Source organism: Pseudomonas sp. TSRC2-2 (genome assembly GCF_049897785.1).
In the GTDB taxonomy this organism is placed as follows: Bacteria; Pseudomonadota; Gammaproteobacteria; order Pseudomonadales; family Pseudomonadaceae; genus Aquipseudomonas.
In genome coordinates this window covers 272,181-298,397 of record NZ_JAFCWZ010000002.1, presented here as the reverse complement: position 1 = coordinate 298,397, position 26,217 = coordinate 272,181, and the positions used below count along the sequence as shown (strand labels likewise).

Annotated in this window: 31 protein-coding genes, 1 tRNA gene and 1 pseudogene; 19 read left to right on the top strand and 14 right to left on the bottom strand. The window is 60.0% G+C overall.

The window, feature by feature from the left end; translation table 11 throughout:
* Window positions 1–30: 30 nt before the first annotated feature.
* Together ACP7D9_RS04410 and ACP7D9_RS04405 are read right to left on the bottom strand one after the other, a co-directional pair.
* On the bottom strand, window positions 31–504 hold the full coding sequence (locus tag ACP7D9_RS04410) for a peroxiredoxin (RefSeq protein ID WP_101158478.1): 474 nt from the start codon (window positions 502–504) through the stop codon (window positions 31–33).
* 10 nt (window positions 505–514) lie between these two features.
* Window positions 515–1,075, bottom strand: a complete 561-nt coding sequence (locus ACP7D9_RS04405) for a glycine cleavage system protein R (protein ID WP_101158479.1) — start codon at window positions 1,073–1,075, stop codon at window positions 515–517.
* A 328-nt stretch (window positions 1,076–1,403) separates the two neighbouring features.
* Here ACP7D9_RS04405 and dapA point away from each other — a divergent pair, with 328 nt between their 5' ends.
* From dapA to ACP7D9_RS04365, 8 genes are all read left to right on the top strand, one after another.
* On the top strand, window positions 1,404–2,282 hold the full coding sequence (gene dapA, locus ACP7D9_RS04400; RefSeq protein WP_101158481.1) for a 4-hydroxy-tetrahydrodipicolinate synthase: 879 nt from the start codon (window positions 1,404–1,406) through the stop codon (window positions 2,280–2,282).
* Window positions 2,283–2,299: 17 nt separating this feature from the next.
* On the top strand, window positions 2,300–3,415 hold the full coding sequence (bamC, locus tag ACP7D9_RS04395; RefSeq protein WP_101158482.1) for an outer membrane protein assembly factor BamC: 1,116 nt from the start codon (window positions 2,300–2,302) through the stop codon (window positions 3,413–3,415).
* 6 nt (window positions 3,416–3,421) lie between these two features.
* Window positions 3,422–4,183 carry an MBL fold metallo-hydrolase gene (locus ACP7D9_RS04390; RefSeq protein WP_101158483.1) on the top strand — a complete coding sequence of 254 codons (762 nt, stop codon included), beginning with the start codon at window positions 3,422–3,424 and terminating at the stop codon, window positions 4,181–4,183.
* 28 nt (window positions 4,184–4,211) lie between these two features.
* Entirely contained in the window at window positions 4,212–4,925 is a 714-nt protein-coding gene (purC, locus tag ACP7D9_RS04385; RefSeq protein ID WP_426155855.1) for a phosphoribosylaminoimidazolesuccinocarboxamide synthase, read from the top strand.
* Between the two features lie 84 nt (window positions 4,926–5,009).
* A tRNA-Ser gene (locus tag ACP7D9_RS04380) sits at window positions 5,010–5,099 on the top strand.
* A gap of 120 nt (window positions 5,100–5,219) precedes the next feature.
* The gene (gene chrA / locus ACP7D9_RS04375; RefSeq protein WP_426155853.1) at window positions 5,220–6,575 is read left to right on the top strand and encodes a chromate efflux transporter; all 1,356 of its coding nucleotides are present in this window, start codon (window positions 5,220–5,222) and stop codon (window positions 6,573–6,575) included.
* Window positions 6,576–6,815: 240 nt separating this feature from the next.
* Window positions 6,816–7,700, top strand: coding sequence for a manganese catalase family protein (locus ACP7D9_RS04370; protein ID WP_101158524.1), 885 nt, complete (start codon window positions 6,816–6,818; stop codon window positions 7,698–7,700).
* 77 nt (window positions 7,701–7,777) lie between these two features.
* Window positions 7,778–8,287, top strand: a complete 510-nt coding sequence (locus ACP7D9_RS04365) for a ferritin-like domain-containing protein (RefSeq protein WP_101158525.1) — start codon at window positions 7,778–7,780, stop codon at window positions 8,285–8,287.
* Window positions 8,288–8,335: 48 nt separating this feature from the next.
* Here the strand turns inward: ACP7D9_RS04365 and ACP7D9_RS04360 are convergent, their stop codons facing one another.
* A complete protein-coding gene (locus ACP7D9_RS04360; RefSeq protein ID WP_426155850.1) occupies window positions 8,336–9,325 on the bottom strand; it encodes a ribonuclease Z in 990 nt (329 codons plus the stop codon).
* Window positions 9,326–9,544: 219 nt separating this feature from the next.
* Here ACP7D9_RS04360 and ACP7D9_RS04355 point away from each other — a divergent pair, with 219 nt between their 5' ends.
* The 3 genes from ACP7D9_RS04355 (at window position 9,545) to ACP7D9_RS04345 (ending at window position 12,442) form a co-directional block, all read left to right on the top strand.
* Entirely contained in the window at window positions 9,545–11,122 is a 1,578-nt protein-coding gene (locus tag ACP7D9_RS04355) for a histidine kinase famiy protein (protein WP_426155848.1), read from the top strand.
* 91 nt (window positions 11,123–11,213) lie between these two features.
* A complete protein-coding gene (locus tag ACP7D9_RS04350; RefSeq protein WP_101158528.1) occupies window positions 11,214–11,444 on the top strand; it encodes a hypothetical protein in 231 nt (76 codons plus the stop codon).
* A gap of 20 nt (window positions 11,445–11,464) precedes the next feature.
* Window positions 11,465–12,442 carry an SDR family oxidoreductase gene (locus ACP7D9_RS04345; protein WP_426155846.1) on the top strand — a complete coding sequence of 326 codons (978 nt, stop codon included), beginning with the start codon at window positions 11,465–11,467 and terminating at the stop codon, window positions 12,440–12,442.
* A 16-nt stretch (window positions 12,443–12,458) separates the two neighbouring features.
* Here the strand turns inward: ACP7D9_RS04345 and ACP7D9_RS04340 are convergent, their stop codons facing one another.
* The 3 genes from ACP7D9_RS04340 to ACP7D9_RS04330 all read right to left on the bottom strand — a co-directional run bounded on the left by ACP7D9_RS04340 (window position 12,459) and on the right by ACP7D9_RS04330 (window position 13,589).
* Window positions 12,459–12,977, bottom strand: a complete 519-nt coding sequence (locus ACP7D9_RS04340) for a DUF4142 domain-containing protein (RefSeq protein ID WP_101158530.1) — start codon at window positions 12,975–12,977, stop codon at window positions 12,459–12,461.
* A 50-nt stretch (window positions 12,978–13,027) separates the two neighbouring features.
* Window positions 13,028–13,252 (bottom strand): hypothetical protein, encoded by a 225-nt coding sequence (locus tag ACP7D9_RS04335; protein WP_312996267.1) that lies wholly within the window; start codon window positions 13,250–13,252, stop codon window positions 13,028–13,030.
* Window positions 13,253–13,397: 145 nt separating this feature from the next.
* The gene (locus ACP7D9_RS04330; protein WP_101158532.1) at window positions 13,398–13,589 is read right to left on the bottom strand and encodes a YegP family protein; all 192 of its coding nucleotides are present in this window, start codon (window positions 13,587–13,589) and stop codon (window positions 13,398–13,400) included.
* Window positions 13,590–13,791: 202 nt separating this feature from the next.
* Here ACP7D9_RS04330 and ACP7D9_RS04325 point away from each other — a divergent pair, with 202 nt between their 5' ends.
* Both ACP7D9_RS04325 and ACP7D9_RS04320 read left to right on the top strand, forming a co-directional pair.
* Complete coding sequence (locus tag ACP7D9_RS04325) at window positions 13,792–14,721, top strand: LysR substrate-binding domain-containing protein (protein ID WP_426155843.1); 930 nt, start codon at window positions 13,792–13,794, stop codon at window positions 14,719–14,721.
* Between the two features lie 167 nt (window positions 14,722–14,888).
* A complete protein-coding gene (locus ACP7D9_RS04320; protein WP_101158534.1) occupies window positions 14,889–15,254 on the top strand; it encodes a 5-carboxymethyl-2-hydroxymuconate Delta-isomerase in 366 nt (121 codons plus the stop codon).
* A 3-nt stretch (window positions 15,255–15,257) separates the two neighbouring features.
* Here ACP7D9_RS04320 and ACP7D9_RS04315 read toward each other — a convergent pair whose 3' ends face one another.
* Both ACP7D9_RS04315 and ACP7D9_RS04310 read right to left on the bottom strand, forming a co-directional pair.
* On the bottom strand, window positions 15,258–16,193 hold the full coding sequence (locus ACP7D9_RS04315; RefSeq protein WP_101158535.1) for a LysR family transcriptional regulator: 936 nt from the start codon (window positions 16,191–16,193) through the stop codon (window positions 15,258–15,260).
* Window positions 16,194–16,382: 189 nt separating this feature from the next.
* A pseudogene (locus tag ACP7D9_RS04310) lies at window positions 16,383–17,039 on the bottom strand (MFS transporter); the annotation flags it as partial.
* 319 nt (window positions 17,040–17,358) lie between these two features.
* Between ACP7D9_RS04310 and ACP7D9_RS04305 the strand changes: the two are divergent.
* From ACP7D9_RS04305 to ACP7D9_RS04290, 4 genes are all read left to right on the top strand, one after another.
* Complete coding sequence (locus ACP7D9_RS04305; protein ID WP_426155840.1) at window positions 17,359–19,008, top strand: phosphoethanolamine transferase; 1,650 nt, start codon at window positions 17,359–17,361, stop codon at window positions 19,006–19,008.
* A 163-nt stretch (window positions 19,009–19,171) separates the two neighbouring features.
* Window positions 19,172–20,305: a ribonuclease D gene (rnd, locus tag ACP7D9_RS04300; RefSeq protein WP_426155839.1), complete on the top strand. Its 1,134-nt coding sequence runs from the start codon at window positions 19,172–19,174 to the stop codon at window positions 20,303–20,305.
* Window positions 20,302–20,595 (top strand): YcgL domain-containing protein, encoded by a 294-nt coding sequence (locus ACP7D9_RS04295; RefSeq protein WP_101158538.1) that lies wholly within the window; start codon window positions 20,302–20,304, stop codon window positions 20,593–20,595. The genes rnd and ACP7D9_RS04295 overlap by 4 nt, the downstream gene beginning before the upstream one ends.
* Before the next feature lie 105 nt (window positions 20,596–20,700).
* Window positions 20,701–21,633 (top strand): D-2-hydroxyacid dehydrogenase, encoded by a 933-nt coding sequence (locus tag ACP7D9_RS04290; protein WP_397478405.1) that lies wholly within the window; start codon window positions 20,701–20,703, stop codon window positions 21,631–21,633.
* Window positions 21,634–21,756: 123 nt separating this feature from the next.
* Here ACP7D9_RS04290 and ACP7D9_RS04285 read toward each other — a convergent pair whose 3' ends face one another.
* Window positions 21,757–22,350: a nitroreductase family protein gene (locus tag ACP7D9_RS04285; RefSeq protein ID WP_101158540.1), complete on the bottom strand. Its 594-nt coding sequence runs from the start codon at window positions 22,348–22,350 to the stop codon at window positions 21,757–21,759.
* 165 nt (window positions 22,351–22,515) lie between these two features.
* On the opposite strand from ACP7D9_RS04285, the gene ACP7D9_RS04280 reads away from it, so the two are divergent.
* Complete coding sequence (locus tag ACP7D9_RS04280) at window positions 22,516–22,965, top strand: YcgN family cysteine cluster protein (RefSeq protein WP_101158541.1); 450 nt, start codon at window positions 22,516–22,518, stop codon at window positions 22,963–22,965.
* A gap of 121 nt (window positions 22,966–23,086) precedes the next feature.
* Here the strand turns inward: ACP7D9_RS04280 and ACP7D9_RS04275 are convergent, their stop codons facing one another.
* The 4 genes from ACP7D9_RS04275 to ACP7D9_RS04260 all read right to left on the bottom strand — a co-directional run bounded on the left by ACP7D9_RS04275 (window position 23,087) and on the right by ACP7D9_RS04260 (window position 25,255).
* Window positions 23,087–23,464, bottom strand: a complete 378-nt coding sequence (locus ACP7D9_RS04275) for a YgaP family membrane protein (RefSeq protein ID WP_101158542.1) — start codon at window positions 23,462–23,464, stop codon at window positions 23,087–23,089.
* Window positions 23,465–23,545: 81 nt separating this feature from the next.
* Window positions 23,546–24,016, bottom strand: coding sequence for an RNA methyltransferase (locus tag ACP7D9_RS04270; protein ID WP_007911337.1), 471 nt, complete (start codon window positions 24,014–24,016; stop codon window positions 23,546–23,548).
* A 131-nt stretch (window positions 24,017–24,147) separates the two neighbouring features.
* Window positions 24,148–24,519 carry a YajD family HNH nuclease gene (locus tag ACP7D9_RS04265; RefSeq protein WP_003222612.1) on the bottom strand — a complete coding sequence of 124 codons (372 nt, stop codon included), beginning with the start codon at window positions 24,517–24,519 and terminating at the stop codon, window positions 24,148–24,150.
* A gap of 49 nt (window positions 24,520–24,568) precedes the next feature.
* Window positions 24,569–25,255, bottom strand: a complete 687-nt coding sequence (locus ACP7D9_RS04260; protein WP_426155835.1) for a spermidine synthase — start codon at window positions 25,253–25,255, stop codon at window positions 24,569–24,571.
* Between the two features lie 80 nt (window positions 25,256–25,335).
* On the opposite strand from ACP7D9_RS04260, the gene ACP7D9_RS04255 reads away from it, so the two are divergent.
* Window positions 25,336–25,620, top strand: coding sequence for a hypothetical protein (locus ACP7D9_RS04255; protein ID WP_016771228.1), 285 nt, complete (start codon window positions 25,336–25,338; stop codon window positions 25,618–25,620).
* Here ACP7D9_RS04255 and ACP7D9_RS04250 read toward each other — a convergent pair.
* A complete protein-coding gene (locus ACP7D9_RS04250) occupies window positions 25,617–26,090 on the bottom strand; it encodes a cyclic nucleotide-binding domain-containing protein (protein ID WP_101158545.1) in 474 nt (157 codons plus the stop codon). The genes ACP7D9_RS04255 and ACP7D9_RS04250 overlap by 4 nt on opposite strands.
* Between the last annotated feature and the right edge of the window lie 127 nt (window positions 26,091–26,217).

Sequence of the window (26,217 nt, the reverse complement as noted above, 5' to 3'; positions counted from 1 at the left end):
CGGCCCGAGCCTTCGGACGATCTTTTGATCTTAGGCTTTGTTCAGGGCCTCAGCCGCCGCCAAAACCGCATCAACATGCCCCGGCACTTTCACACCACGCCATTCCTGACGCAGGACGCCGTCCTTATCAATCAGGAAAGTGCTGCGATCAACGCCCAGGTATTCCTTGCCATAAAGCTTCTTCAGCTTGATCACATCGAACAATTGGCAAACCGCCTCGTCCTTGTCGCTGATCAGCTCAAACGGAAATTCCTGTTTGCCTTTGAAGTTCTCGTGCGACTTCAGACTGTCGCGGGAAATGCCAAAAACTTCGGTGTTGGCAGCCTTGAAAGCCGCATATTGATCACGAAAGCCCTGGCCTTGGGTGGTGCAGCCCGGAGTGCTGTCCTTCGGGTAAAAATAGATCACCACTTGCCTGCCCTTGAGTTCGGACAGGCTGACGGTCTGCCCGCTGGTCGCAGGCGCGGTGAAATCCGCAACCGGTTGGTCGATGACAACGGCCATGAAAACTTCCTTACATTGGGTTTTGTGGGCGCCAAGGCTCGATCAGTGCATCGAGGTTCATCGCGTCGGCAAAGTCGAGGAACTGATCGCGCAGCCAGCTGATCTGGGTGCCGGCCGGCAGGGTCACGGTGAACGTGGCGTTGAGCATGGTGCCGCCGGTCTGCGGTGCCTGATAGGTGTCACAGGTGAGGTTTTCCAGTTCCACGTTGTGGTCCATGAAGAACTGGCACAGCTCATTGATGATGTCCGGGCGATACGCCGAGCTGACGTAAGCCACGTAAGGCAGCGCTTGCGGACGATTTTCCAGAGCGGCGCTGCGCACCACGTTGACGGTGAACGCGTGACGCTTGGCCAGCAATGGCAGGCTGCCTTCGAGGCGCGCGAGGGCGTCCCAGCTACCGGAAACCTCCAGCACCAGAGCGCTGCACTCGCCGTGGCGGGTCAGGCGAGAGGTGAGGACAGCGCAGCGGTTTTCATGGCTGGCGCGGCACAGGACGTTGGTCAGCTCCATGGGGTTGGCGCCGAGGGCACTGATGACAAGGAATTGTTCGCGAACTGTGGGGGTGGACATGCAGCATTCCTAAAGCGATGAGCGGTCGGTAGGTTGACGGGCGTTGGCGGCCGGGATTGCCTGTTCTGGCGGTCCGTATAATGAGACCCGGCCGGCGCTCGCGGCTCGCTCCACGGTTCGGGAGCGCGTCGATGCGACGCAGGAACGGGGCCTGGGAGGCCGAAAAGGGAGGCTGGAACCCGGCGTACAAGCTGATCTGTACCGATCAAAGTCTGAAGGGTAGCGAAAAGCGGCGCCAAGGGGAATGGCAGCGGCGCAGTACTTCGCTTGTGCAAGCATCTTGGCGCCAGTACCATTACCGCTCTCTTTTTCCGGCAGGAGCGGTTTCATGATTGCGGGCAGTATGGTGGCACTGGTCACTCCCATGGATGCACAAGGGCGTCTTGACTGGGACAGCCTCAGCAAACTCGTGGACTTCCACCTCAAGAACGGCACCCATGCCATCGTCGCCGTCGGTACTACCGGCGAGTCGGCCACCCTTGACGTAGAAGAGCACATCGCCGTCATCAAAGCCGTGGTCAAACAGGTTGCCGGGCGCATTCCGGTCATCGCCGGCACCGGCGCCAACTCGACCCGCGAAGCCGTCGAGCTGACCCGCAACGCCAAAGCCGCCGGCGCCGATGCCTGTCTGCTTGTAGTCCCTTACTACAACAAGCCGACTCAGGAAGGTCTGTACCAGCACTTCAAGCACATCGCTGAAGCGGTCGACATTCCGCAGATCCTCTACAACGTTCCCGGCCGCACCTCCTGCGACATGCAGGCCGAGACCGTGATTCGCCTGTCCAGCGTGCCGAACATTATCGGCATCAAAGAAGCCACCGGCGACCTCAACCGCGCCAAAGCGATCATCGATGGCGTGAGCAAGGATTTCATCGTGCTGTCCGGCGATGATCCGACCGCTGTCGAGCTGATCCTGCTGGGCGGCAAAGGCAATATTTCCGTCACCGCCAACGTCGCCCCGCGCGAAATGGCTGACCTGTGCGAGGCCGCGCTCAAAGGCGACGCCGACACCGCACGCGCCATCAACGAAAAACTGATGCCGCTGCACAAGGACCTGTTCATCGAAGCCAACCCGATTCCGGTGAAATGGGCTTTGGTCGAAATGGGCCTGATGCACGAAGGCATCCGCCTGCCACTGACCTGGCTGAGCACCCCTTGTCATGAAACGCTGCGCTCGGCCCTGCGCCAGTGCAGCGTCCTGGTTTAATTGAGGAAGTACAACGCATGAAGCGAATGGCCGGACTTTCCGCACTTGCCTTGATTATCTCCAGCACCAGTGGCTGCGGATGGGTCTGGGGGCCGGAAGGTTATTTCCGCGACCGTGGAAGCGATTACCTGCAAGCGCAACAGACTGCACCGATGCAATTGCCACCGGATGTGAGCACTGCCAAGCGTCTCGATCCGCTGTTGCCGATCCCGCGCAACGTCGCCGATGACACCGCGACGGGCGAATACGTTGTCCCGCGTCCTCAGCCGCTGTCGACTGTGGCCGATGCCACTGACTACTCGCTGCAGAAAAGCGGTGATTCGCGTTGGGTCGTGGCCCAGCACCCGCCGGCCGAAGTCTGGCCAGTGGCGCTGCAGTTCTTCCAGGACAACGGTTTCCGTCTGGATGAACAGCGTCCGCAGACCGGTGAATTCACCACCACCTGGCAGCACTCCGACGAGCTGTCCGCGTCGATGGCCAAGCGCCTGAGTGCGGCCGGTATCGCCAGCGACAGCGAAACCCGCGTGCGTGTGCGCATCGAGCCGGGCGTGCAGCGCAACACCAGTGAAATCTACGTGGTCAGCGCCGAGCGCCCTGCTGGCAGCACTGCAGACGTGGCCTTCACCAACCGTTCGGTCAACACTGGCCTGGACGCTGCGCTGGTCGACGACATGCTCGCGAGCATGAGCCGCACCTCCGAGAAGGGCGGTTCGGTGTCGATGCTGGCTTCGCGTGATTTCGATGCGCCGAGCCGCGTCAGCCTCAGCGAAGACGGCAGCGGCAACCCGGTGTTGAACGTCGGTACCGATCTGGACCGCGCCTGGTCGAGCGTTGGCCGTGCGCTGGAACAGGGCGAATGGCGCGTTGAAGACATCAACCGCAGCCTGGGCCTGTACTACATCAACCTGGCCGAAAAGGCCGAGAACAAAGACGACAAGCCTGGCTTCTTCAGCAGCCTGTTCGGCAGCGCGCCGAGCAAGGAAGAAGTCGAAGCCCGTGCCGAGCGTTATCAGGTTCGCCTGAGCAAGGTGGGCGAGAACATCCAGGTCACCGTTGAAAAGAACATCAACACCGTCGCGCCGGCCGATGTCGCGCGTAAAGTGTTGAGCGTGATTCAGGACAACCTGGGCTGATCCGATATGCGTTTTGCCGTTCTCGGCAGCGGTAGCCAAGGGAACGGCACGCTGATCGCCAGTGCTGATACGTACGTGCTGGTGGATTGTGGATTTTCCCTGCGGGAAACCGAAAGACGCCTGTTGCGCCTGGGTGTGCACCCGGCGCAACTGAGCGCGATACTCGTGACCCACGAACATGCCGACCACGTGCATGGCGTGGGTTTGCTGTCTCGGCGCTACAATCTGCCGGTCTACCTCAGCCGCGGCACGCTGCGCGGGATGCGCAAACCGCTTGAACCGACAGGCTTTCTGGCCGGCGGCGAGCAACTGCAGATCGGCGCACTGAACGTCGGGGTCATTGCCGTGGCCCATGACGCGCAGGAGCCGACCCAGTACGTTTTCAGTGATCAGGAACAGCGGCGTTTCGGCCTGCTGACCGACCTGGGATCGTTCTGTGAGCGGGTGCTGGATGGCTATCGGGATCTCGATGCATTGATGATCGAGTCCAACCATTGCCGCGATATGCTGGCCCGTGGTCACTACCCGTACTTTCTCAAGCAGCGGGTGGGCGGCGAGCGCGGACATCTGAACAACCATCAGGCGGCATTCCTGGTGGCCGAGTTGGGCTGGCAGGGCTTGCAACACCTGGTCCTGGCCCATCTGAGCAGCAAGAACAACCTGCCGCAGCTGGCCCGGCAATGTTTTGTCGACACCCTCGGGTGCGACCCGGACTGGCTGCAACTGGCCGATCAAGATTCAGGGCTCGACTGGCGCCACATCGCCTAGCCCACCTACTTAGCAAGCGGAGCCCATCATGGAAAAACGTGAAGAACTCTACCGCGGCAAAGCCAAATCGGTTTACAAGACCGACGACGCTGACCGCTTGATCCTGCTGTTTCGCAACGATACCTCGGCGTTCGACGGCAAGCGCATCGAACAGCTCGATCGCAAAGGTATGGTGAACAACAAGTTCAACGCCTTCATCATGCAGAAGCTCGAAGCGGCCGGCGTGCCGACCCAGTTCGACACACTGCTGGGCGACAATGAATGCCTGGTGAAGAAGCTCGACATGATCCCGGTCGAATGCGTCGTGCGTAACTACGCTGCCGGCAGCCTGGTCAAGCGTCTGGGCGTCGAGGAGGGCATGAAGCTCAATCCGTACACCTTCGAACTGTTCCTCAAGGACGACGCCAAGGGCGACCCGTTCATCAACGAATCCCACGTCGTGGCATTCGGTTGGGGCACCGCCGAGCAACTGGCGCGCATGAAGGAACTGTCGCTCAAGGTCAACGAAGTCCTGAGCAAGCTGTTCGACGACGCTGGCCTGCTGCTGGTCGACTTCAAGCTTGAGTTCGGCGTGTTCAGCGACGGCTCCATCGTCCTCGGCGATGAGTTCAGCCCGGACGGCTGCCGCCTGTGGGACAAGGACACCAAGAAAAAGATGGACAAGGACCGCTTCCGCCAGGGCCTCGGTGATGTCATCGAAGCCTACGAAGAAGTCGCCGCTCGTCTGGGTGTACCGCTTTAATCGACGCAAGCATCTGATAGCACGGAAAAAATTTCGTTTGGGGGGTTCGCAACCAACGAAAGTGTTGTTATGATGCGCGCCGTTGGAGAGATGCCAGAGTGGCCGAATGGGACGGATTCGAAATCCGTTGTACCTTCACCGGTACCTAGGGTTCGAATCCCTATCTCTCCGCCATTATTGAATAAGACGAAGCCCCCGTAATCATTGCTGATTACGGGGGCTTTTTCGTTTCTGGCGTTTTGTTCGTTGCGCTTTTCCGGTACAACCTGCCGACTGCATGAAAGGAACAGCTCGATGAGTGAAGTTCAGCCATTGGTGGGTGATGACGACGTGAAGCCGCAGGCCGTCAGTTTGCGCGAGGCGTTCTGGTTCTGGCTGAAGCTGGGCTTTATCAGTTTTGGCGGGCCGGCCGGGCAGATTTCGATCATGCACCAGGAGTTGGTCGAGCGGCGGCGCTGGATTTCCGAGCGGCGTTTTCTGCACGCGCTGAACTATTGCATGTTGCTGCCGGGGCCTGAGGCGCAGCAATTGGCCACTTACATCGGCTGGCTGATGCACCGAAGCTGGGGCGGGGTGGTGGCCGGTGCGTTGTTCGTGTTGCCTTCGCTGTTCATCCTTATTTTCCTGTCGTGGCTGTATATCGCCTTCGGTGAAATGCCGGTGGTGGCCGGGTTGTTTTACGGGATCAAGCCTGCGGTGACCGCCATTGTCGTGCAGGCGGCGCATCGCATTGGCTCGCGGGCGCTGAAGAACAACTGGCTGTGGGCGATAGCGGCGGCGTCGTTTACCGCCATCTTTGCGTTCAATGTGCCGTTTCCGCTGATCGTGCTGGGCGCGGCAGTGATCGGTTATTTTGGTGGTCGCCTGGCGCCCGAGAAGTTCAGGGTCGGTGGCCATAGCGCGGCGAAAAAGTCTTTTGCCCCGGCATTGATCGATGACGACACGCCAACACCAGTACATGCCCGCTTCAGCTGGACAAAACTGGCCATGCTCGCCGTGATTGGCGCCGCGCTGTGGGCATTGCCCATGGGCGTATTGACCGCGCTATTCGGCTGGCAGGGCACGCTGACGCAGATGAGCTGGTTTTTCACCAAGGCAGCGCTGCTCACCTTTGGCGGGGCTTATGCGGTGTTGCCCTATGTCTATCAAGGCGCAGTCGGCCACTACGGCTGGCTGACCCCGACGCAGATGATCGACGGGCTGGCGCTCGGCGAAACCACGCCCGGGCCGTTGATCATGGTGGTGGCGTTTGTCGGTTTTGTCGGCGCTTATGTATCGCAGGTGTTTGGCGCCGATCAGGTATTTCTCGCCGGAGCGGTCGCCGCCGCGCTGGTGACCTGGTTCACCTTTCTGCCCTCGATCCTGTTCATCCTCGTCGGCGGCCCGCTGGTGGAGTCGACACACGATGAACTGAAATTCACCGCACCGCTGACCGCCATTACCGCTGCGGTAGTTGGGGTGATTCTCAATCTGGCGTGTTTCTTCGGCTATCACGTGCTCTGGCCACAGGGTTTCAGCGCCAGCCTGGATTGGCCCTCGGCTTTGATTGCCATTGCGGCGGGTGTTGCGCTGTTTCGCTTCAAACTCGGGGTTATTCCGGTTCTGCTGGGGTGTGCGCTGGTTGGGCTGGCGGTGCATCTACTGCGTTAAAAATTCTCTGCCAAGGGCGTTCGTGTCGTCATCATCCGCCCTGCAACCACACCGTCTCGAGCCACCCTGACTGAACAAGCGCAAGCGGCAGACTGCCGTTTCGCTTGCTCACGCGGTTCAAACCATTTGTCCTCTGATTGAAAATTTTTTGAAATTTCCTCGCGAGCAGTGCTTCACAAAAAGGGTAGGCAGGCTTTTAACCCACGACTTGCCACGCTTATCCGACTGAGGAGATTTGTCATGTTTCTACATAACAAGCGACTTCAATACACCGTTCGTGTCGCCGAGCCCAATCCCGGGCTGGCCAATCTGTTGCTCGAGCAGTTTGGCGGCGCACAAGGTGAACTGGCGGCGGCTTCGCGCTATTTCACTCAAGCCCTGGCCGAGGACGATCCGGGACGCAAGGATCTGCTGATGGACATCGCCACTGAAGAACTCAGTCACCTGGAGATCATTGGCTCGATCATCGTCATGCTCAACAAGGGCGCCAAAGGCCGGATGGCTGAAGGCGTCGAACAGGAAGGCGAGCTGTATCGCTCGCTCAATGGCAACGGCAATGACTCGCACATCACCAGCCTGCTCTATGGTGCCGGTTCGCCGCTGACCAACTCGGCCGGCGTGCCATGGACGGCGGCGTACATCGACACCATCGGCGAGCCTACCGCCGACATGCGCTCCAACATCGCCGCTGAGGCACGGGCGAAAATCGTCTATGAGCGTTTGATGAACGTGACCGATGACCCTGGCGTAAAAGAGGCTCTGGGCTTTCTGATGACCCGCGAGATCGCGCACCAGTTGTCCTTCGAAAAGGCCCTGCACTCGATCCAGCCCAACTTCCCGCAAGGCAAGCTGCCTGGCATGCCTGAGTTCACCAACGTCTATTTCAACATGTCGCAAGGCACCGAAAGCATGCGCGGCCCGTGGAACCAGGGCGACGACTGGGAGTTCGTCGAAAGCCCAGCGCCGGCGGTCGACGGCGGCGATGGCCTGGCCACCGTGCAACTGGACAGCGCCGACGAAGCCCTGCTGGAAAAAATGAAAATGCGCACCATGTCCGACCCCAACAGCGAACCGGTTACCGGTGCGGACCTGGGCTCCGGCGCGCAGGCCAAGCCTGGCTTGTAAGGCACGTGGGGCGCGCCTGACATGCGATGGCGCGGCCCGGTTGATCACTGTGAAATCATCAAGAAGAGGACTCGACAATGGCTACTCCACAGGAAAACCTGCTCGACTGGCTGCGTGACGCCCATGCCATGGAGCAACAGGCCGAACAGATGCTCAAGGCGCAATCCAAGCGCCTGGAACACTACCCGCAGCTCAAGGCGCGCATCGATCAGCACATCGAAGAAACCCTCGGCCAACAGAAACTCATCGACGAATGCCTGCAACGTCTGGGTGGCGATTCATCGACGATCAAGGACCTGGGCGGCAAGTTGATGGCGTTCGGTCAGGCCGTCGGTGGATCGTTGATGAGCGACGAGGTGATCAAGGGCGCCATGGCTGGCTATGTGTTCGAGAACATGGAAGTCGCCAGCTACACCGTCCTGATCGCAGCGGCGAAAGCAGCGGGGGACACGCAGACACAGAAGGCCTGCGAACAGATCCTGCCGCAGGAAGTGGCCATGGCCGAGTGGTTGCTCAAGCACTTGCCGCAGCTTACCGAAGCGTTTCTCGAACGCTCGGCGGATCCGGACAAGGAAGCCAAGAAGTAACCCTGCCCACCGGCGTCCGCCTGCTCACCGGGCGGACGCGGTTTATAGCTAAGGCGCGACTTCCAGAGGTTTGCGCTCGATTGCCACAGGCTGCAAATGCCCAAAGCGGTCGAGGTGATAGCGCTGCAGATCCCGCGCCAGAACCAGTTGGCCGTTGTACAGCGCCGCCGCTTCGCTACGCACATCTTCGATCGACGGGCTCACCGCCGGGTTGGCCTGATAGCGCGCGCTGAAATGCGTCAGCACCAGATTGCGCACCCCGGCGGATTCGGCGAAACCGGCGACAGCGGCGGCGCTACTGTGGCCGTAACTGGCACGCGCGCGGTCGATCGCTGCCTGCACGAATGTGGCTTCATGCACCAGCACGTCTGCCGATTGCGCCACTTCTGCCAGCAGTGCAGGGCGATCGTTATCGCCACAGACGATGATGCGCCGATCAGGGCGTGCGCTCAGCAGATAGTCGCGAGCGTGCAGCGTCCGACCGTCAATCACCACGTCCTGACCATGGGCCAAGTGACCCCAGAGCGGGCCGCGTTCGATTCCCTCGGCATCCAGACGCTGAACGTCCAGACGCGGTTCCGGGTCGGATTCGGTGAACACATAACCGTGACACGGCACGCGATGTGACAGCTCGATGGTCTGCACCTGGACGTTGACGTTGCGCCACTGCGTGAGCGTTTCCACCGCGTGCAGGTTGATCTCGAATGGCAGGTGCGATTGCGTCACCTCCAGACTCATTTTCAGCCACGGATGCAGCGCTGCCGGCAGGATGATATCCAGCGGCCGCGTGCGCCCGGACATGCCGGTGCTCGCCAGGAGACCCGGCAGGCCCAGGCAATGATCAGCGTGCACATGGGTGATGAAAATCGCCCGCAACTCGCTCAGCGACAGCGGCGTGCGTAGCACCTGATGCTGGGTGCCTTCGCCGCAATCGATCAGGTACCAACCTTTGCCGGCGGACGCGATCAGTGCCGTGGCGCTGACATTGCGCTGGCGGGTCGGCACGCCGGCAGACGTGCCCAGAAACAACAAATCCACGGTGGTTCTCCCTGGCGGACCGGATTTCGACATGCAGACTGGCAGACGGCGCTAGCCGCGTGCAGTGCTCGGTGTGCTTTCGACAATCGGCGATGTGGTTCGGATCCATCGATGTTCCCGGCACTTCATCGGACATCCTCACTGTTTGGTGTGCGGCCTCGGCACTCCGCTCGCTGATGATGGTCACAGCGAAATGCAATGAGCTTAGCGGAGGTCAACTTGCCAAGAAAATCCAGGCCGATCGTCGACCGCGCCGACGCAGCGGTTCTTTCGCAAGAGCGCAAAGATTTGTTCTTCGCGGCGGTGCAGGTCAGCCGTATGGCCATGATCGTCACCGACCCTGCGCAGCCCGACGATCCCATCATTTTTGCCAACAATGCCTTTCTTGAACTCAGCGGCTACGAGCTGGAAGAAGTGCTCGGGCGCAACTGCAGGTTTCTGCAGGGCGAACAGACCGATCGCGCCGTGTTACAGCAGGTCAAGCAAGCGCTCAAGCACCAGCACGAAACCTGTGTGGAGGTGCTCAACTATCGCAAGGACGGCTCGTCGTTCTGGAACGAGTTGTTTATCGCGCCGTTATTCAACGAGCGCGGGCAACTGGTGTATTTCTTCGCCTCGCAAATGGACGTCAGCCGCCGCCGTGATGCCGAGGACGGTTTGCGTTACAGCGAAAACATGGAAGCGCTGGGGCAGTTGACCGGTGGCATTGCCCACGATTTCAACAACCTGCTGCAAGTGATGATCGGCTACATCGAACTGATCCAGCACACCGCCAAGCGGCCGAGCATTGATCCGCAACGCATTGTGGTAGGCGCCGGTCATGCGCGCGCGGCGGCGGAAAAAGCACGTCTGCTCACCCAGCATCTGCTGGCTTTTTCACGACGGCAGCGGCTCGAAGGTCGGGTGATCAATCTCAATGCCTTGCTCGAGCGGTCAACACTGCCTTCGCATGAATCCGCTGATCTTGAGCCGCGATTCGAACTGGCTGCAGACTTGTGCAATTGCCGCCTCGACCCGGCGCAGGCCGAGATGGCGCTGAATCATCTGCTATCCAATGCCCGCGATGCGCTGAGTCAGCAACAGCAGCCGATGATTACGGTGCAGACCCGCAACGTCGATGTACCGGACGCGGCGGATCCGCACCAGGCCGGACTGGTTCAGGGGCGTTACGTGTGCATCGCGATCGCCGATAACGGCGTGGGTATTGCCGCCGACGATCTCGACAAGGTCATGGAGCCGTTCTACACCACCAAAGAGGAGGGCAGCGGCGCCGGCCTCGGGCTGTCGATGGTCTACGGCTTCGTCAAGCAATCCGGTGGCGTCATCAAGATCGAATCGACGCCAGGCCTCGGCACCACGGTGCGCCTGTTCTTTGCGGCCGACGACAGTCTGCTGGTGAAGTCCGAGTCGTCGCCCGATGCCGAACAGCTCAAGGGCACGGAGCGCATCCTGATCGTCGAAGACCGTCCGGAAGTCGCTGAGCTGGCGCGTCTGGTTCTGTCCGAACACGGTTACCGCACCGACATCGCTGCAAATGCGAGTGAGGCGTTGGCAGGGCTGCAGAGCAACAAGTACGACTTGATGTTCACCGATCTGGTCATGCCCGGCGAGATGAACGGGCTGGCCCTGGCGCGGGAAATCAGCCGGCGCTATCCGACCATGAAAATACTGCTGACGACCGGGTACTGCGCCGACGAGTCGACGGCCAGTGAGCTGGCGGCCAATGAATTCGAATTGATCGCCAAGCCCTACGCGCCCGTGGATGTGCTGCGCAAGCTGCGCTCGATGCTCGGCTGAAAAAACGAACGGTTTCACCACCGCAGACGTCCATCCTTAAGACCGCTATAAGCAGCCAGAGAAGGGGCCAACCCCCAGGGAGATATTTGCAATGAGCGACTATCCGATGGACGAAACCGATGCCGATCACCGCAACCGCCAGTTCGGCCAGGCGCTGGGGCTGGATGCTGACGAGGTCGAGCTGTGGGTCAGCGCGATTGAAGAGGACGGCAGCGGCATGGGGTACGTCGTGCACTTTTCCAGCGAGACGCCGGTCGATGTGCTGGCCAAGGTGCAGGGGCTGGGCGATGACCTGATGATCAACATCGGGCCAATTGACTGAATCGCCAGGGAGGACGATCCATGCAGGAGCAACCCTTGGTGGTGATAAGCGGCGCCAGTGCTGGCGTTGGGCGCGCGGTGGCTCATCGATTTGCCGCTGGCGGCTACCGCATCGGGCTGCTCGCGAGGGATCCAGCGGGGCTGGCCGCTACGCAAGAGGAGCTGCGCGCGTATGGTGTTCAGGTTGAAATCGTCAGCGTCGATGTCGCCGATGCGCTCGCTGTGCAGGAGGCCGCCCAGCAACTGGAAGCCACCCTCGGCCCCCTGGCGGTGTGGGTCAACGCGGCAATGGTCACGGTGCTCTCGCCAATTGAGCAATTGTCCGCCGCCGAGATCGAGCGCGTCACTCAGGTGACCTACCTCGGTACCGTCCACGGTACCTTGGCGGCGCTGTCGTTGATGCGTCCTCGTAACCAGGGGCTGGTCATCCAGGTCGGCTCGGCACTGTCCTATCGTGCCATCCCACTGCAGGCCGCCTATTGCGCAGCAAAATTCGCCGTGCGCGGTTTTACTGACTCGTTGCGCTGTGAGTTGCTGCATGAGCGCAGCCGTATCCGCGTGTGCATGGTGCAACTGCCGGCGATCAACACGCCGCAGTTCGATTGGGCGCGCAACAAATTGCCCAAGCGCCCGCAACCGGTGCCACCCATTTATGATCCTGACGTGGCAGCGCGGGCAATTTTCAGTGTGGTAAAGCATCCGCCCCGCGAGCTGTGGCTCGGTGGATCGACGATCAAAGCGATTATTGGCCAGTCGGTCATGCCGGGTTTGCTCGACCGTCTGATGGCGCGAAGTGCGTGGTCCGGTCAGCAGACCAATGAGCCGCAAGACAATGAGCATCCGGACAACCTGTTCGAAGCGCAGTCCGGTTTGCATCAGATTCGGGGCCGCTTCGTCGGCCGCTCGAAGGACGCGGCGATGGCGCTGACTTCGACGCAAGTCATGGCGTTATTGGCAATCATCGCCTTGCTGGTGGGGGTGATTCTTTTACAACTCTGATGGGTTCCCGGTTCGCTCAAGGGGTGACGGATTTCAGCGCGCCGGCGGAGGGCTTGAGTTTTTCCTGCAAGTCGCGTGCAGTTTTTGCCTGCTTCTCGATGCCCCGCAACGCGGCCTCGGCGAACGCTTTGAGCTGCGGATTTTGTGAAGACATGGCTTCTTTCTTGAACAGCATCAGCCTTTGCTCAAGGGTTTCGGCCTGGCTGTCGATGTAAATGCGGTCGAAAGACTCGTCCCGCGACTCAAGCCGCAGCTGCTTGGCTTTGGAAGCGACCGAAGGCTCTGCGGGAACCGCCATGTTCTGGCTTTGCCCCAGTTGCCTGATCTGTTTATCGAACCGCTCGTGGTCGGCGATCATCTGTTTGGCAAATTCCCTGACCTCGGGCAGCGCGCTTTTTTCCAGTGCTACACGCGAGCTGCTGTTCTGGAACAGGCTCTGCTGTGCCGCCTCTTCGACAAAGGCGTCAATCGTGTCAGCGTGACCCGACTGGATGCCCAATGCCAATGCGAGACAAATCGCGGCAAGTGATTTCATGGCTTGTGACCCTCGGCAGATTCGATGGACGGTGGCAGTCCCCGATCCGCTCACGGCTGCTGGTAGTGGCCAGGCGTGTTGTGCCCTTCGTCGTGCCTCGTGCGTTTTTGTACCTGGACGTCACTCAATGAAACGTCTTTGAGTTCCGGAAAAGCGGTCTTGAGCAGGGTTTCAGCCAGGCCAGGTTCAAGCGTATCGCCATCATGGATCAGCGAGCGGCTTTGCGGCTGATTGTCGACGATGAAGCTGATGAGGTAGTGATGCTCATGGGACATGGCTCTAATCCTTCAATGCGTGGCAGCAGAACTTGCAGTGCATGCAGCTTTTGATGAACGGCGCTGACGAGCATTCAAATAAACGCTTCGAATCGCGACAAACGGCGCCCCTCTCCAGTGGAAAAGGGCACCAGCCCTGGGTCGCTCAAATCTCCTTGACGGGCGTCTCGCCCTGGACGGCTTTGATCAGGCTGATCACATGCAGGCAATCGGCCTTGTTCACATACGATTCGCCACTGGCCACCGTCTCGTGGTTGCCCGCGCGCAGACGCCAGCGCCATTGGCCTTTGCCAGTGCTCGGGGTGCCTCGGATTTGTCGGTAGATTTCGAAATACATGCGGTTCGCTCCCTGCGATAGATAAGTGCGCCAGCCTGTGTGACGCATCGACGCAAGCCTAGCGCAGCGGGCTTTTTTGGCTATTGGGGATTTGTTTCCAATCGTTCGCGGATGTTTCTGCGAGCACCGCCGCGTAAAGGTTTATGGACGCAATGCCTGAGGCCTTTCTACACTGCCGCTATTCCGGGAGCAGGGGCAATGGATGAACCGCAATGAACTACGCAAGGCCGACATCAACCTGATGGTGGTGTTCGAGACCCTGATGCTCGAACGCAACGTGACCCGCGCGGCAGAGAAGCTGTTCCTCGGCCAGCCGACCATCAGCTCGGCGCTCAACCGTCTGCGCACGATGCTTAATGACCCGCTGTTCATCCGCGTCGGCCATCGCATGGAACCGACGGCCCGTGCCGAAGACATTTACCGCCATCTCAAACCTGCCCTGGATTCACTGTCGGCGGCGCTGAGCTTGACCCGTGATTTTGATCCCGCCACCAGCAGCATGACCTTCCGCATCGGTCTGTCCGATGACGTCGAATTCGGCCTGCTGCCGCCGCTCTTGCGCGCGTTGCGCCAAGAGGCGCCGAGTGTGGTGTTCGTCGTGCAGCATGTCGATTACTGGCGCATTCCTGATCTGTTGGCCGCCGGCGATATCACCGTCGGCATCAGCCAGACCCGTGGCCTGCCGGCCAACGCGAAACGTAAACTGCTGCGGCACATCCAGCCAAGCATCCTGCGCGCCGACGCCTCTGATACGCCGCTGACCCTCGACGAATATTGCGCTCGGCCGCATGTGCTGGTCTCGCACACGGCCAATGTCAGTGGCTACGCTGATGAATGGCTGGCGGAACTGGGGCGCACGCGGCAGGTGGTGTTGTCGGTGCCGCAGTACAGCGCATTGCCGGCGCTGCTGGCGGGCACCGATCTGATTGCCAGCCTGCCGGATTACACCGCAGCGGCCATGGCGGCGTCAGGGATGCTGTTCCAGGAACCATTCCCGTTCAAGACGCCGACCCTGGACCTGTCGATGGTCTGGCTCAGCCACGTTGACAGCGACCCGGCCGAACGCTGGCTGCGCGCGCGGCTGGAGGCATTCATGAGTGAACGGCCAACTGAGCACCACGATCCCTTGTAGGAGCTGCCGAAGGCTCGGGCCGCGATAGGACGATCTTTTGATCTTGATTGTGAAAAAGACAAAATCAAAAGCTCGCAGCCTCGTTTCACTCGACAGCTCCTACAGGTAATGCGTTGAGCCGACTGTGGTATACGTACGCCCCCGCACCCATCGACTGGAGACCCGCAATGCCACACCTGCACATGGAATACACCGCCAACCTGACGCAGTTGAACGCCGACATCGCCCTGATCCGGCTGAACAACACCCTGGTCGGTTCCGGTCAGTTCGGCGCGGAGTTTGATATCAAGAGCCGAGCGATCAAGGTGGAAAACTTCAAGGTCGGCACGGCGCTGGGCGAGCGCGCCTTCGTCCATGTGAAGCTGGCCTTGCTCAGCGGGCGTTCGGCAGAGATCAAGAAGCAGCTCTCGCAAAGTCTGCTGGCGGTGTTGCAGGAACTCTGCGAATGGCCGGCCGGCCTCGAAGTGCAGCTGTGCGTCGAACTGCTGGACATCGATCGCGAGTCCTACAGCAAAGCCGCGATCGGCATCTGAGGCTCAGACGCTTTCCAGCTCGCTGCACACCTGTATCACCTGCTCGCGCAGCCAGACGTTGGCGCTGTCCTGATCGGCGTTCTGGCTCCACTGCATGTCGAGGGTGAAGCCCGGCAAACCATTGGGCGCCTCGCAGTGATTGAACACCGCATCGTTGGTCAGCAAACGCTGGATACGCCGGGGCAGGGTGAGGATGAAGTCTGTACCGGTGATCATCTTCAACGCGGCACTGTAGCTGTTGGAGCGCGCGACAATCTGGCGTTTCTGCGCCTGACGCGCGAGCCAGCCATCGACCATGTTGCTGCTCGAGGTCCATGGCGTAGGAAACACATGTCGACGCTCGGTGAACGCTTGCAGGCTCAGGCGCGGCTCCAGCGGCGTGGCGCGTTTGTCGAAGACACAGACCAGGTCATCTTCAAGCAACATGCGTGATTTCAGATCTGCATGCTGGCGATGAAAGTGCGGGCCGAAACTGATCACCAGGTCGAGGCTGCCGTCGCGCAACTCTTCGGCGGGCACGTCAGTTTCAAACTTGTGCATGTTGACCATCACCGGCAAGTCGTCGAAGTCGAAACGCTTCAACAGCCGCGGCAGAATCAATTGCTCGAAATATTCCGGGGCGCAGATGTTGAAGGTCACCGCCTGCCGGCTCGGGTCGAAGGCCGGGGCGCCGGCGTGGCAGAGGTTGATGCTTTCGATGATCTTCTGCACATGCCCGTACATGCTGCAGGCCTTGTAAGTCGGGCGCATGCCGGTGCGAGTGTTGATGAACAGTTCGTCTTCGAAACTGGTGCGCAGTTTTTTCAGGCAATAACTGACGGTGGACTGGCTGACGAACAGGGTTTCCGAGACATCGGTGACGCTGCTCTGCTCGTACACGGCGACAAATACCATCAGGTCCTGCATGTCGAGCTTGCGAAGCAAATTACTGTTCAGCATGAGTTCCGTCTCGCTGTGCCCCTTGCGCAGAAGTCGCGCAAACGTGTGCGTACGATCCTAACGGAACGATGGTTCCAGAAGAAACCCTTGTAGGACATTTCACGGATACATGTGGGACAGAAACTTTTACTAACACGACGTTACCGTACCGGTGCCTAAAAGGTGGCCAGAGGCCTCTAGCCTGGGCCAGCAGGTATAGGACGCTGTGCCGAGACCAAAGAAAATCGCCAGCAACCAGGCGCGACGGCGCGTGATGAAGGACTCACGCCTGGTCATCCTTGATATGGCTTGCGTGGGCTGTAGACACCAGACCAGCAAGGCGAGCAACGCAAGCCCGGCCCAAACGGCCAGCCCCGCGCGCCAGCTGCCGCTTTGCATCATTACCAGCGGCGCCAACGATGCTGCAAGCGCAGCGCCGCCCATGATCGACGTTACGTAGACCCCCATACACAGCGCCACGTTGTCAGCAAAACGCGACTTGATCAGCGCCGGCATCAATGCCTGAATCAGGGCTATGCCAACGCCGGCGAGTATCGCGCTGACGATCAGCTCGGCCGCCGAATCGATGAACAGCCGCGATAAAGTCGCCAGCCCGATGATCAGCAACGACACAAGCACCGTCCGTTGTTCACCCAGACGCTGGCTGATGTGCAGACCGAAAAACATTGCCAGCCCCATGGCCGTCACTGGCAGCATCGTCAGCAGAGAAGCGAGGCTGAAGCTCAACGGGATATCGCCACGGATTGCCGAGAGCAGCGGACCGACTGCCGCCATGGATGGACGCAGATTGAGCGCGACCAGGACGATTGCGAGCATCAGCCAGACGGGGGGGCGGGGGTGGTTCATCAGCAAGCCTTCAAGTGCAGAGGCTGATGATTAGGCGTGGCGTCGCTCGCATGGGCAAATCAAAAAGTCCCGGGCCAGACCTGAAAACTCGATAACACGCCGCTCACGCCTACAAGGGAGCGGTAAAAAGCCGGGAAGCTGAATAAAACCTGAACCATTCTCAAATGCTCGCAAAGTTTCACGTTGTTAATTGAGTCCAACTAATCATTAGCATCTTTTTCACGAAAAATTGATCCGGGCCTGCCTAAAGTTTGTCATGCCTCGGTGAATGAATTTTTCACAATTGACGAGGCTCTTCTTTCAGGAACAGTCACTCATCATGTTGAAGTTAAAAGCCGTGCGCCCGGAATGGGTGACGTTGTTCGCCAGCGCCTTTTTGTTGCTCGGTTTCAATCTGGTGCTTTGGCAGCATCTGTTCGAGATCACCGCCGCCGATGGCAAAGGCATCGCCATGCGCGTGGCGTTCGGTGTAATGATCCTGGCCGCATTCAACATTGTCCTGACGTTATTCGCTTTCCGGCCGTTGCTTAAGCCAGTATTGACCCTGTTGTTTTTTGTCAGTGCCGGTGTGGCTTATTTCATGAGCCAATATGGCGTAATGATCGATGCCGGCATGTTTCGCAACTTTGCCGAAACCAATGTGACGGAAGTTCGTGATCTGCTGTCGTTGAAGTTGTTTGCTTATATTGTCTTGCTCGGCGTTTTGCCGTGTTTGTGGCTGTGGAAAGTGCCGGTCATTTATCGGCGCTGGCACCGTGAGTTGTTCAGCAAGGTTATTGTCAGTGCCGCCTCGGCAGCGGTGATCGGTGTTGTGGCATTGGCTAACTATCAAGGCTTGTCGTCACTGTTTCGCAATCACCATGAAATTCGCCTGATGCTGGTACCGAGCAATTACATCGGTGCCTCCATCGGGTATCTGCAGGAGCAAGTCGTCTCGGCGCAGCAGCCGTTCATCAAGATCGGCGAAGATGCCCAGCGCAATCCTGACTTGCAGTTTCAGCCGCGCAAATCGCTCACCGTGCTGGTGGTGGGGGAAAGTGCGCGGGCGCAGAACTTCGGCATTCTCGGTTATGACCGTGATACCACGCCGCAGCTGAACAAGGAGGCGGGGCTGATCGCCTTCACCGATGTGCATTCCTGCGGCACGGAAACAGCGGTCTCGGTGCCGTGCATGTTTTCCAACATGGGCCGCAAGAATTACAACGCCAGCAAGGCGAAGAATGAGGAGGGTTTGCTCGACGTTCTCAAGCGCGCCGGCATCGATGTGATCTGGCGCGATAATCAGTCTGGTTGCAAGGGCACTTGCGATCGCGTGACGGTGCAGGATGTCAGCAAGTTGCAGGACCCGGCGCTGTGCGCCAACAGCGAATGCCGCGATGAAATCCTCCTGCAAGGTTTGCAGAACTTTATCGATCATCTGGATAAAGACACCGTGCTGGTCTTGCACCAGATGGGCAGCCACGGCCCGGATTACTTCAAGCGTTATCCCAAGGAGTACGAACACTTCACCCCGGTTTGTGAAAGTAATGCGCTGAACAATTGCAGCCGCGAAAGTATCGTCAACGGTTACGACAACACGCTGGTGTACACCGACCACGTGCTGGCGAGCCTGATCGATGTGCTGCGCAGCAATCAGGACAAAGTCGATACCGCCATGCTCTACCTGTCGGATCATGGTGAATCGCTGGGCGAGTACAACCTGTTTCTGCACGGCACACCTTACATGCTGGCGCCCGAGCAGCAGAAGCATGTAGCGATGCTGGCATGGTTCTCAGACAACTATCAGAAGGCTTACTCGGTCGACACGCACTGTTTACAAATGAGCCGAGACAAACCGCTGAGTCAGGACAACCTGTTTCACTCAATGCTGGGTCTGCTCGAGGTACGCAGCAGCGTCTATCAACCTGCCTTGGACATGTTTGCCGGCTGTCGCGGCGCGGTGATCGACGGCGTGTTGGCCAAGGAGTGAAGCGTTTCCGGCCTGTCGCCTCGATGTGACGGGCCTTTCTGTTTCTGCCGTCAGACTATTCTTGCTGACAGGCAAGACATTTCCTTACAGCTCTTGCCCTGCAAAGGCGCGTAAATCGCCGGCGGCGATATATACTGCGCGCCATTCTTCAAGGGAGAGCCGTGTGGCTATCGATATTCACTGGATTCGCGACAACGAAAGCCTCGCGCAGTTTTGCGCCGAGTGGCAGCAGCTGCCGTTCGTTGCCCTCGACACCGAATTCATGCGGGTCGACACCTTCTACCCGATTGCCGGCCTGTTGCAGATCGGCGACGGCAAACGCGCCTACCTGATCGATCCGCTGACCATCAACGCCTGGCAGCCGCTGGCCGCGTTGCTGGAAAACCCGGCGGTGCTGAAAGTCCTGCACGCCTGCAGCGAAGACCTCGAAGTGCTGTTGCGCCTGACTGGCAGCCTGCCGGCGCCGTTGTTCGACACGCAGCTGGCCGCCGCTTACCTGAACCTCGGTTTCTCGATGGGCTACTCGCGTCTGGTGCAGGAAGTGCTCGGCATCGACTTGCCCAAGGGCGAAACCCGCTCCGACTGGTTGCAGCGTCCGCTGTCCGAAACCCAGATCAGCTATGCCGCCGAAGACGCCGTGCATCTGGCCGAGGTGTTCGTCGAGTTACGCCCCAAGCTGTCCGCCGACAAGTTCGCCTGGGTGCTGGAGGATGGCGCCGAACTGGTCGCCAATCTGCGCCGCGAAACTGATCCGTACGAGGTCTATCGCGAAGCGAAACTGGCGTGGAAGCTGTCCCGTGCGCAACTGGCCGTGCTGCGTGAGCTGTGCGCCTGGCGCGAAAAAGAAGCCCGCGCCCGCGACTTGCCGCGCAACCGCATCGTCCGTGAACACTCGCTGTGGCCCTTGGCCCGCACGCAGCCGGATAACCTCGCGGCGCTGGGCAAGATTGAAGACATGCACCCGCGTACCGTGCGTCAGGACGGTCAGTTTCTGCTTGATCTGATCAAGCGCTCTGGCAGTGTGAGCCCTGATCAATGGCCGCCGGCAGTGCCGGAGCCGTTGCCGATCGAAGCCGCTGCGTTGATCAAACAACTGCGTGCGTTGGGTCAGGCCGAGGCCGAACGCCTCGGCATCGCCCCGGAGCTGATGCTGCGCAAGAAAACCCTCGAAGCCCTGGTCAAGAGCGGCTTCCCCGAGGGGCCTTACCAATTGCCCGATTCGTTGCGTGGCTGGCGCCGCGAATTGCTCGGCCAGAAGCTGCTCGACAGCCTGGCCACCGCCGGAGAACAGCCTTGAAACGTATTTGCTCCATCTACCAAAGCTCCAAGCGCAGCGGCATGTATCTCTACGTGCTCAAGAGCGATGCGCTCGAGCGCGTGCCGCAAGCGCTGATGACGGCTTTCGGCAAAGCGAAGCATTCCTTCGATCTGGTGCTGTCGCCCGAGCGCAAACTGGCCAGCGAAGACATCACCGTGGTTCTGGAAAACCTCGACAAGCAGGGCTATCACCTGCAGATGCCACCGGCCGAGGACGAGTACATCGAGCACTTGCCCGAAGAGTTGCTGCGACGCAACGACCCGGTATGACCCGCGAGGCCCTGTCCTGGGCCTCGGTTAACCCTTGAACTGTTTTTACCGCGATGGCCGGCCCCAACCCGGTGGCCGTCTGCACGGTTTGCGAAAGGTTTGAAGATGCGCGTTCTGATTGCCGAACACGACCACGCGATATACGCCCGCCTGCTGCGTCAGGCAGCGCCCGAGCTTGAAGTCCTGACCAGCGGCGACTCCGCCGAACTGGCGCGTCAGGCCGCCGATTGCCCGGTGTGGCTGGGCCAGCCGGATCTGCTGGCGACTCTGTTGCGCCAGGGCCATCAACCGCAATGGCTGCAATCGACCTGGGCCGGCATCACGCCGTTGCTCGCCGACGGCCTGCGCCGCGATTATCGCCTGACCCGCGCCGTGGGGATTTTCGGTCAGGTCATGGCCGAGTACGTTTTGACCTACATCCTCGGCCATGAGCGCGAAGTGCTGGCGCGGCTGGTCAGCCAGGTCGAGCGCAAGTGGGACAACCGCAGCGGCCAGAGTCTGGTCGGGCGCAAGGTGCTGATCGTCGGCACCGGCGACATTGGCCAGAGTGTCGCGCAATTTCTGCGGCCGTTCGGCGTCGAGCTGTACGGCATCGCCAGCAGCGCCCGCGAACAGGCGCCGTTTGTCGAAGTCGGCTCGCTGGCGGATCTGCCGCGACTGGTGGGCGAGGTGGATTATGTGGTCAATCTGCTGCCGAACACCGAACACACCCACGATATCTACGACGCGGCGTTGTTCAAGCAATTCAAACCGACCGGACTGTTCATCAACGCTGGACGCGGTGTGGCAGTGGTCGATGCCGATCTGGTTGAAGCTTTGAAGGAAGGGCATCTGGCCGGCGCGGTGATCGACGTCTGCCGTCAGGAACCATTGCCGCAACGCCATCCGTTCTGGACAGCCTGGGGCTTGCTGCTGACCGGGCACAGCTCGGCGCCGACCTCGCCAGCGCTGATGGTGGATTTGTTTGTACAGAACCTGAAGGCGTATGAGGCGGGTGAGGCGTTGCGTGGGGAAGTGGATTTCACCCGCGGATATTGATTCGCATCCATCCACTGTGGGAGCGGGCTTGCTCGCGAAGGCGCCGGTTCAGTCGACATCAATGTTGCCTGAACCGGCGCCTTCGCGAGCAAGCCCGCTCCCACATGTGCTTTGCATGGTGGCTTATAAGGTGAAATCGCCCTCAGCCACCAGCTCGCTCAGCGGGCGGCGCGGGCTCGGTGTTTCGCGGGCTTGCAGGTATTCGGCGAGGGTTGCCTTGTCCCCCAGTTTGCCCACTGCCACCGCCGCATGCAGGGCGTAGCCCTCGGGGATATTGAGTTCCTTGCGGGTCAATTCCTGATCGAACCCGGCCATGCCATGTGTGTGCCAGCCGCTGAGGCTTGCTTGCAGTGCCAGATGGCCCCACGCCGAACCGGTGTCGAAGGTGCTCCACAGCGCCGGTGTTTCCTCGCTGGCGCCCGGTGCGACGAAGGTGGTTTTTGAGATCACGATCACCAGCGCCGAAGCGTGCTGCGCCCAGCTGCGGTTGAATTCGTTGAGCAGGCCCAGATAACGTTCCCAGTTCGGCGTGTCGCGACGTGCATACAGGAAGCGCCACGGTTGCGAGTTGTACGCCGACGGCGCCCAGCGCGCGGCTTCGAAGAAGCTCAGCAGGGTTTCTTCAGGGATCGCTTCGCCGCTGAAGGCGCGCGGCGACCAGCGCTCGGTGAACTGCGGGTGAATGGCGTAATCGGCAACGCGAGGGTTGGCACTCATGCACGGATTCCTTGCAACGGATTGGGTAGAAGTTCGCTGCAAAACCCTACTGGCCGGCGCTGGGGCTGACAAGTGGATTTACCGACAGTCGCCAACGCTTGGCCCCCGCGCCCGCTGGCACTAGACTGGCGGCCTTTTCACCACCTTGATGTTGATGCTTGAGCCATGGCCGCCATTGTCGAACCGTTCTGGAAACGCAAAACCCTCGATCAACTCGATCACGAGGAATGGGAATCGCTGTGCGATGGCTGCGGTCTGTGCTGCCTGCAAAAACTCGAGGATGAAGAAGACAACAGCGTCTATTACACGCGCATCGCCTGCAAACTGCTGGATCTGAAAACCTGTCAGTGCAGCGATTATCCGAACCGGATCAAGTTCGTTCCCGACTGCATTCAGCTAACGCCGGGTCAGGCGCAAGAATTCAAATGGCTGCCGCCAACCTGCGGTTATCGTCTGGTCAGCGAAGGCAAGGATCTGCCGTTATGGCATCACCTGGTGTGTGGCGACCGCGACGCGGTGCACCATGAGCGGATTTCCCAGTCCGGGCGAATGCTCGCCGAAGGCAGCGTGCCGGAGGATGACTGGGAAGATCATCTGATTTTTCGCGCGGGCTGATGAAGTGGTGGGTTCTTGAACCCGTAAAGATCAAAAGATCGAAGCCTTCGGCAGCTCCTACAACGGAAAACGTGATTCCGTGCAGGAGCTGCCGCAGGCTGCGATCTTCTGCTTTAAAACCTCAGACGCCGGCCTTCGGCGAGACCAGCGAATCATTGCCGGTAACGGTTGCCGTTTCGGTAGCCACTTCGGCGTTGGTCTTGAGCTTGCTCAGTTCTTCCCCGGCGCGTTCGATCTTTGCCCGCACGTTGTTCATATCCTGACGGCCTTTTTCCAACAGGCTTTTTGCCGAGCAATGGCCGGTGATGCCGCGGGCCACGGCCATACCGCCGAGCGCCACTTGAATCAGGCCGAACACGCCGCCACGGCGCAGGCCCTTGCCGACCATCAGCACGCCGCCGGTCAACGAGCCGACGCGCTCCCAGCCGTGCACGTTCTTGTGCGCAGGGGACTGGAACGGGGTGGATTCGATGCGTTCTACGCGTTTGAGCTCGCTCATGATCTATCTCCAGGCAGGGTGCGATTGATAGATAAGCTGACTGCCGTGGCGGTCAGCTTGTTCCATCGAATGTGCAACGCTTCAGCGGAATTTCGGCCCGGAGCGAGTATTCAGGCCTTTGGCCATGCGGTCGTAGAGCACGACATTGACCGTTGCAGCGAGATTCATGCAGCCGGTGGTGGGGATGTACACGACGTCTTCGCACCAGTCGCGAATCTCTTTGTCCAGCGAGCCGTCTTCCGGGCCGAATATGTATAGCGCGCGGTCGGGGTGGGTGTATTCCGGCAGCGGCCGGGCGCCTTCGACCAGTTCCACCGCCACTGGCACGCAGTTGAGCGGGAGGATTTTTTTCAGGTCGTCGATGCCGATCAATGGAATGTCGTAGTGCACGCGTTTGGTGTCGGTGACGAAGTCGGCGGCGCGTTCATAACGCTTGCCGGTGTAGAACACCGACGCTACGCCGTAGCAGCCTGCGGCGCGCATCACCGAACCGACGTTCTCCGGTGATTTGGGGTTATACAAACCAATGCAGCTGTACCGTTTGTCTGCCACGAGCGGGGTGCCTTCGGGAAAAAGACGACGATTATACGGGGATAAGATCAAAAGATCGCAGCCTTCGGCCGCTCCTACAGTGCAATGGCGTACACCGTGCAGGAGCTGCTTAAGGCTGCGATCTTTTGCTTTTAATCTTCTTTTTTCATCAGGCCAGCGAGGGCCGCAAACGGATTGTGCGTGGCCTTGGCGATCTTCGGTGTGCTCAGCGAGCCGTCGCCGAAATACTGCTGGTCGGTGTAGCGCGAGTGCTCGTTGTCGTGGCAGTACAGGCACAACAGTTCCCAGTTCGAGCCGTCCTGCGGGTTGTTGTCGTGGTTGTGGTCGCGGTGGTGCACGGTCAGTTCGCTCAGGCGCTTGCCGGAAAACTCACGGGCACAGCGGCCGCAGACGTGCGGGTACATTTTCAGGGCTTTGTCGCGGTAGCCCATTTCCTTGTCGCGCTGGTTGTCGGCGAGGATGCGGTCCAGCTTCGACGTGTTGGTGGGGGTGGACGAACTCATGGGTTCACCTTTGCAGAAAGACTGATGACGGTTATGCGCAGAGTTTAGCTCAGCCCTTGAGCTTCTCGGCAATCCAGATCGTGTGGCGGGTGCCCTTGTTGCCGTGGGCGAAGACCTGGACTTCTTCGGCCTTGAAGCCGGCCTTCTTCAATTTGTCGGAAAACTGCCGGTCGGCGCTGGCCGACCACACGGCCAGTACGCCTTTGGGACGCAGCGCCTTGGCGCAGGCATTCAGGCCTGCGGCGCAATACAGCCAGCTGTTGGCCTTCTGGGTCAGGCCTTCGGGGCCGTTGTCGACGTCGAGCATGATCGAGTCGAAACCGTTCGGCTCGCTTTGCAGCACATTGGCCACGTCTTCCATGCGGATCACCGTGCGCGGATCTAGCAACGGCCGCCCGGACTTCTCCCCGAGGGCGCCGCGGTTCCACTCGACCACGCCGGGCACCAGCTCAGCGACCACCACTTCGGCCGACTTGCCCAAATGCTTGAGTGCCGAAGCGAGGGTGAAGCCCATGCCCAGGCCGCCGATCAACACCCGCGAATTCGGCCGGCCGGCGACCTTGCGGCAGGGAATCTCGGCCAGTGCGTCTTCGGAACCGTGCATGCGCGTGTTCATCAACTGCCCGCCATCGCCGCCCTGAATCTTGATGACGAAGTCCTCGCCATACTCGAACAGGCACAGGGCACCGCCGTTTTCAGGGATCGGGGTGGTGTCGAGCAGAACGAAACGTTTCATGGAAATCTCTACAGGGGGGAAGGCAAGCAGACGCGTTGGGAGTAGCCTGAGCACAGACTAAAGGCCAAACGGAGCCCTTGATGAAGCGCACCATTCTAACGGTCATTACCCTGGCCGCGCTCGCGATTACTGCAGTTCAGGCCCAGCAGAGCGTTCCGGTCAGCCCGACGCCGCAACCTGGCTCGCCCGGCACCGCGACGCCGACGCCGTATCCGCAGATCACTCCAATCACCTTGCCCAAGTCGGGCGCCGGCAGCGGCAGCCCGCCGCTGGTGCCGATCGAAATGCCCAGCCCGCCGAGCAAGGATCAACCGGTGCCGGGCATCGAGCCGAACGGCAACAAGGTCAAATCCCCCGGTGGTTAAACCTGTTGCGCGGCGAGTTGGCCGTCGGCCATGCGCAGACGTTTGGACAGCGAGACGGCGAGGGCGCGGATGATCTTCGCGGCGATTTTCGGTGCGTCGTTGAGCATTTTTTCCAGCGAGTCCTTGCCCAGATTGAGCAACTGACAATGGCTCGCCGCGATACAGGTGGCCGAACGACGCTCGCCATCGAGCACAGCCATTTCACCGAAGGCACGGCCGCTGCGCAGGGTGGCCATGGTGATCACCTGGCCGTCGGCGCCGGTTTTCTGCACGGCGACCTGACCGGTGTGGATGATGCACATGAAACTGCCCGCATCGCCCTCGCGGAAAATCGCCTCGCCTTCAGCCACGGTGCTGATGCTGAAGTAGCCGGAAGCGGCCGCGAAATCGGCCAGTTGCAATTGATCGAACAGGCCACAGTCCATCAGCCAGTCGCGGATTTCGTTGTTCAGGAAGGTCGGTTCTGACATGTCGGTGCGGTCTTTTTGTTATCACTGTTTCCAGGGGGCACGCGGTCCCTGTGTAGGAGCTGCCGAAGGCTGCGATCTTTTGATCTTGTCCTTCAAAACCAGGATCAAAAGATCGCAGCCTTCGGCA

What these genes read in the sequence shown, in the direction of transcription:
- ACP7D9_RS04320 (WP_101158534.1), top strand. Translation starts at nt 14,889, where the DNA reads ATGCCACACCTGCACATGGAATACACCGCCAACCTGACGCAGTTGAAC.
- ACP7D9_RS04410 (WP_101158478.1), bottom strand. Translation starts at nt 504, where the DNA reads ATGGCCGTTGTCATCGACCAACCGGTTGCGGATTTCACCGCGCCTGCG.
- ACP7D9_RS04365 (WP_101158525.1), top strand. Translation starts at nt 7,778, where the DNA reads ATGGCTACTCCACAGGAAAACCTGCTCGACTGGCTGCGTGACGCCCAT.
- ACP7D9_RS04265 (WP_003222612.1), bottom strand. Translation starts at nt 24,519, where the DNA reads ATGAGTTCGTCCACCCCCACCAACACGTCGAAGCTGGACCGCATCCTC.
- ACP7D9_RS04285 (WP_101158540.1), bottom strand. Translation starts at nt 22,350, where the DNA reads ATGAGTGCCAACCCTCGCGTTGCCGATTACGCCATTCACCCGCAGTTC.
- ACP7D9_RS04390 (WP_101158483.1), top strand. Translation starts at nt 3,422, where the DNA reads ATGCGTTTTGCCGTTCTCGGCAGCGGTAGCCAAGGGAACGGCACGCTG.
- ACP7D9_RS04340 (WP_101158530.1), bottom strand. Translation starts at nt 12,977, where the DNA reads ATGAAATCACTTGCCGCGATTTGTCTCGCATTGGCATTGGGCATCCAG.
- ACP7D9_RS04260 (WP_426155835.1), bottom strand. Translation starts at nt 25,255, where the DNA reads ATGAAACGTTTCGTTCTGCTCGACACCACCCCGATCCCTGAAAACGGC.
- ACP7D9_RS04250 (WP_101158545.1), bottom strand. Translation starts at nt 26,090, where the DNA reads ATGTCAGAACCGACCTTCCTGAACAACGAAATCCGCGACTGGCTGATG.
- ACP7D9_RS04345 (WP_426155846.1), top strand. Translation starts at nt 11,465, where the DNA reads ATGCAGGAGCAACCCTTGGTGGTGATAAGCGGCGCCAGTGCTGGCGTT.
- dapA (WP_101158481.1), top strand. Translation starts at nt 1,404, where the DNA reads ATGATTGCGGGCAGTATGGTGGCACTGGTCACTCCCATGGATGCACAA.
- ACP7D9_RS04370 (WP_101158524.1), top strand. Translation starts at nt 6,816, where the DNA reads ATGTTTCTACATAACAAGCGACTTCAATACACCGTTCGTGTCGCCGAG.
- ACP7D9_RS04255 (WP_016771228.1), top strand. Translation starts at nt 25,336, where the DNA reads ATGAAGCGCACCATTCTAACGGTCATTACCCTGGCCGCGCTCGCGATT.
- ACP7D9_RS04405 (WP_101158479.1), bottom strand. Translation starts at nt 1,075, where the DNA reads ATGTCCACCCCCACAGTTCGCGAACAATTCCTTGTCATCAGTGCCCTC.
- ACP7D9_RS04290 (WP_397478405.1), top strand. Translation starts at nt 20,701, where the DNA reads ATGCGCGTTCTGATTGCCGAACACGACCACGCGATATACGCCCGCCTG.
- bamC (WP_101158482.1), top strand. Translation starts at nt 2,300, where the DNA reads ATGAAGCGAATGGCCGGACTTTCCGCACTTGCCTTGATTATCTCCAGC.
- ACP7D9_RS04280 (WP_101158541.1), top strand. Translation starts at nt 22,516, where the DNA reads ATGGCCGCCATTGTCGAACCGTTCTGGAAACGCAAAACCCTCGATCAA.
- ACP7D9_RS04330 (WP_101158532.1), bottom strand. Translation starts at nt 13,589, where the DNA reads ATGTATTTCGAAATCTACCGACAAATCCGAGGCACCCCGAGCACTGGC.
- purC (WP_426155855.1), top strand. Translation starts at nt 4,212, where the DNA reads ATGGAAAAACGTGAAGAACTCTACCGCGGCAAAGCCAAATCGGTTTAC.
- ACP7D9_RS04275 (WP_101158542.1), bottom strand. Translation starts at nt 23,464, where the DNA reads ATGAGCGAGCTCAAACGCGTAGAACGCATCGAATCCACCCCGTTCCAG.
- ACP7D9_RS04325 (WP_426155843.1), top strand. Translation starts at nt 13,792, where the DNA reads ATGAACCGCAATGAACTACGCAAGGCCGACATCAACCTGATGGTGGTG.
- ACP7D9_RS04350 (WP_101158528.1), top strand. Translation starts at nt 11,214, where the DNA reads ATGAGCGACTATCCGATGGACGAAACCGATGCCGATCACCGCAACCGC.
- ACP7D9_RS04335 (WP_312996267.1), bottom strand. Translation starts at nt 13,252, where the DNA reads ATGTCCCATGAGCATCACTACCTCATCAGCTTCATCGTCGACAATCAG.
- ACP7D9_RS04315 (WP_101158535.1), bottom strand. Translation starts at nt 16,193, where the DNA reads ATGCTGAACAGTAATTTGCTTCGCAAGCTCGACATGCAGGACCTGATG.
- ACP7D9_RS04305 (WP_426155840.1), top strand. Translation starts at nt 17,359, where the DNA reads ATGTTGAAGTTAAAAGCCGTGCGCCCGGAATGGGTGACGTTGTTCGCC.
- chrA (WP_426155853.1), top strand. Translation starts at nt 5,220, where the DNA reads ATGAGTGAAGTTCAGCCATTGGTGGGTGATGACGACGTGAAGCCGCAG.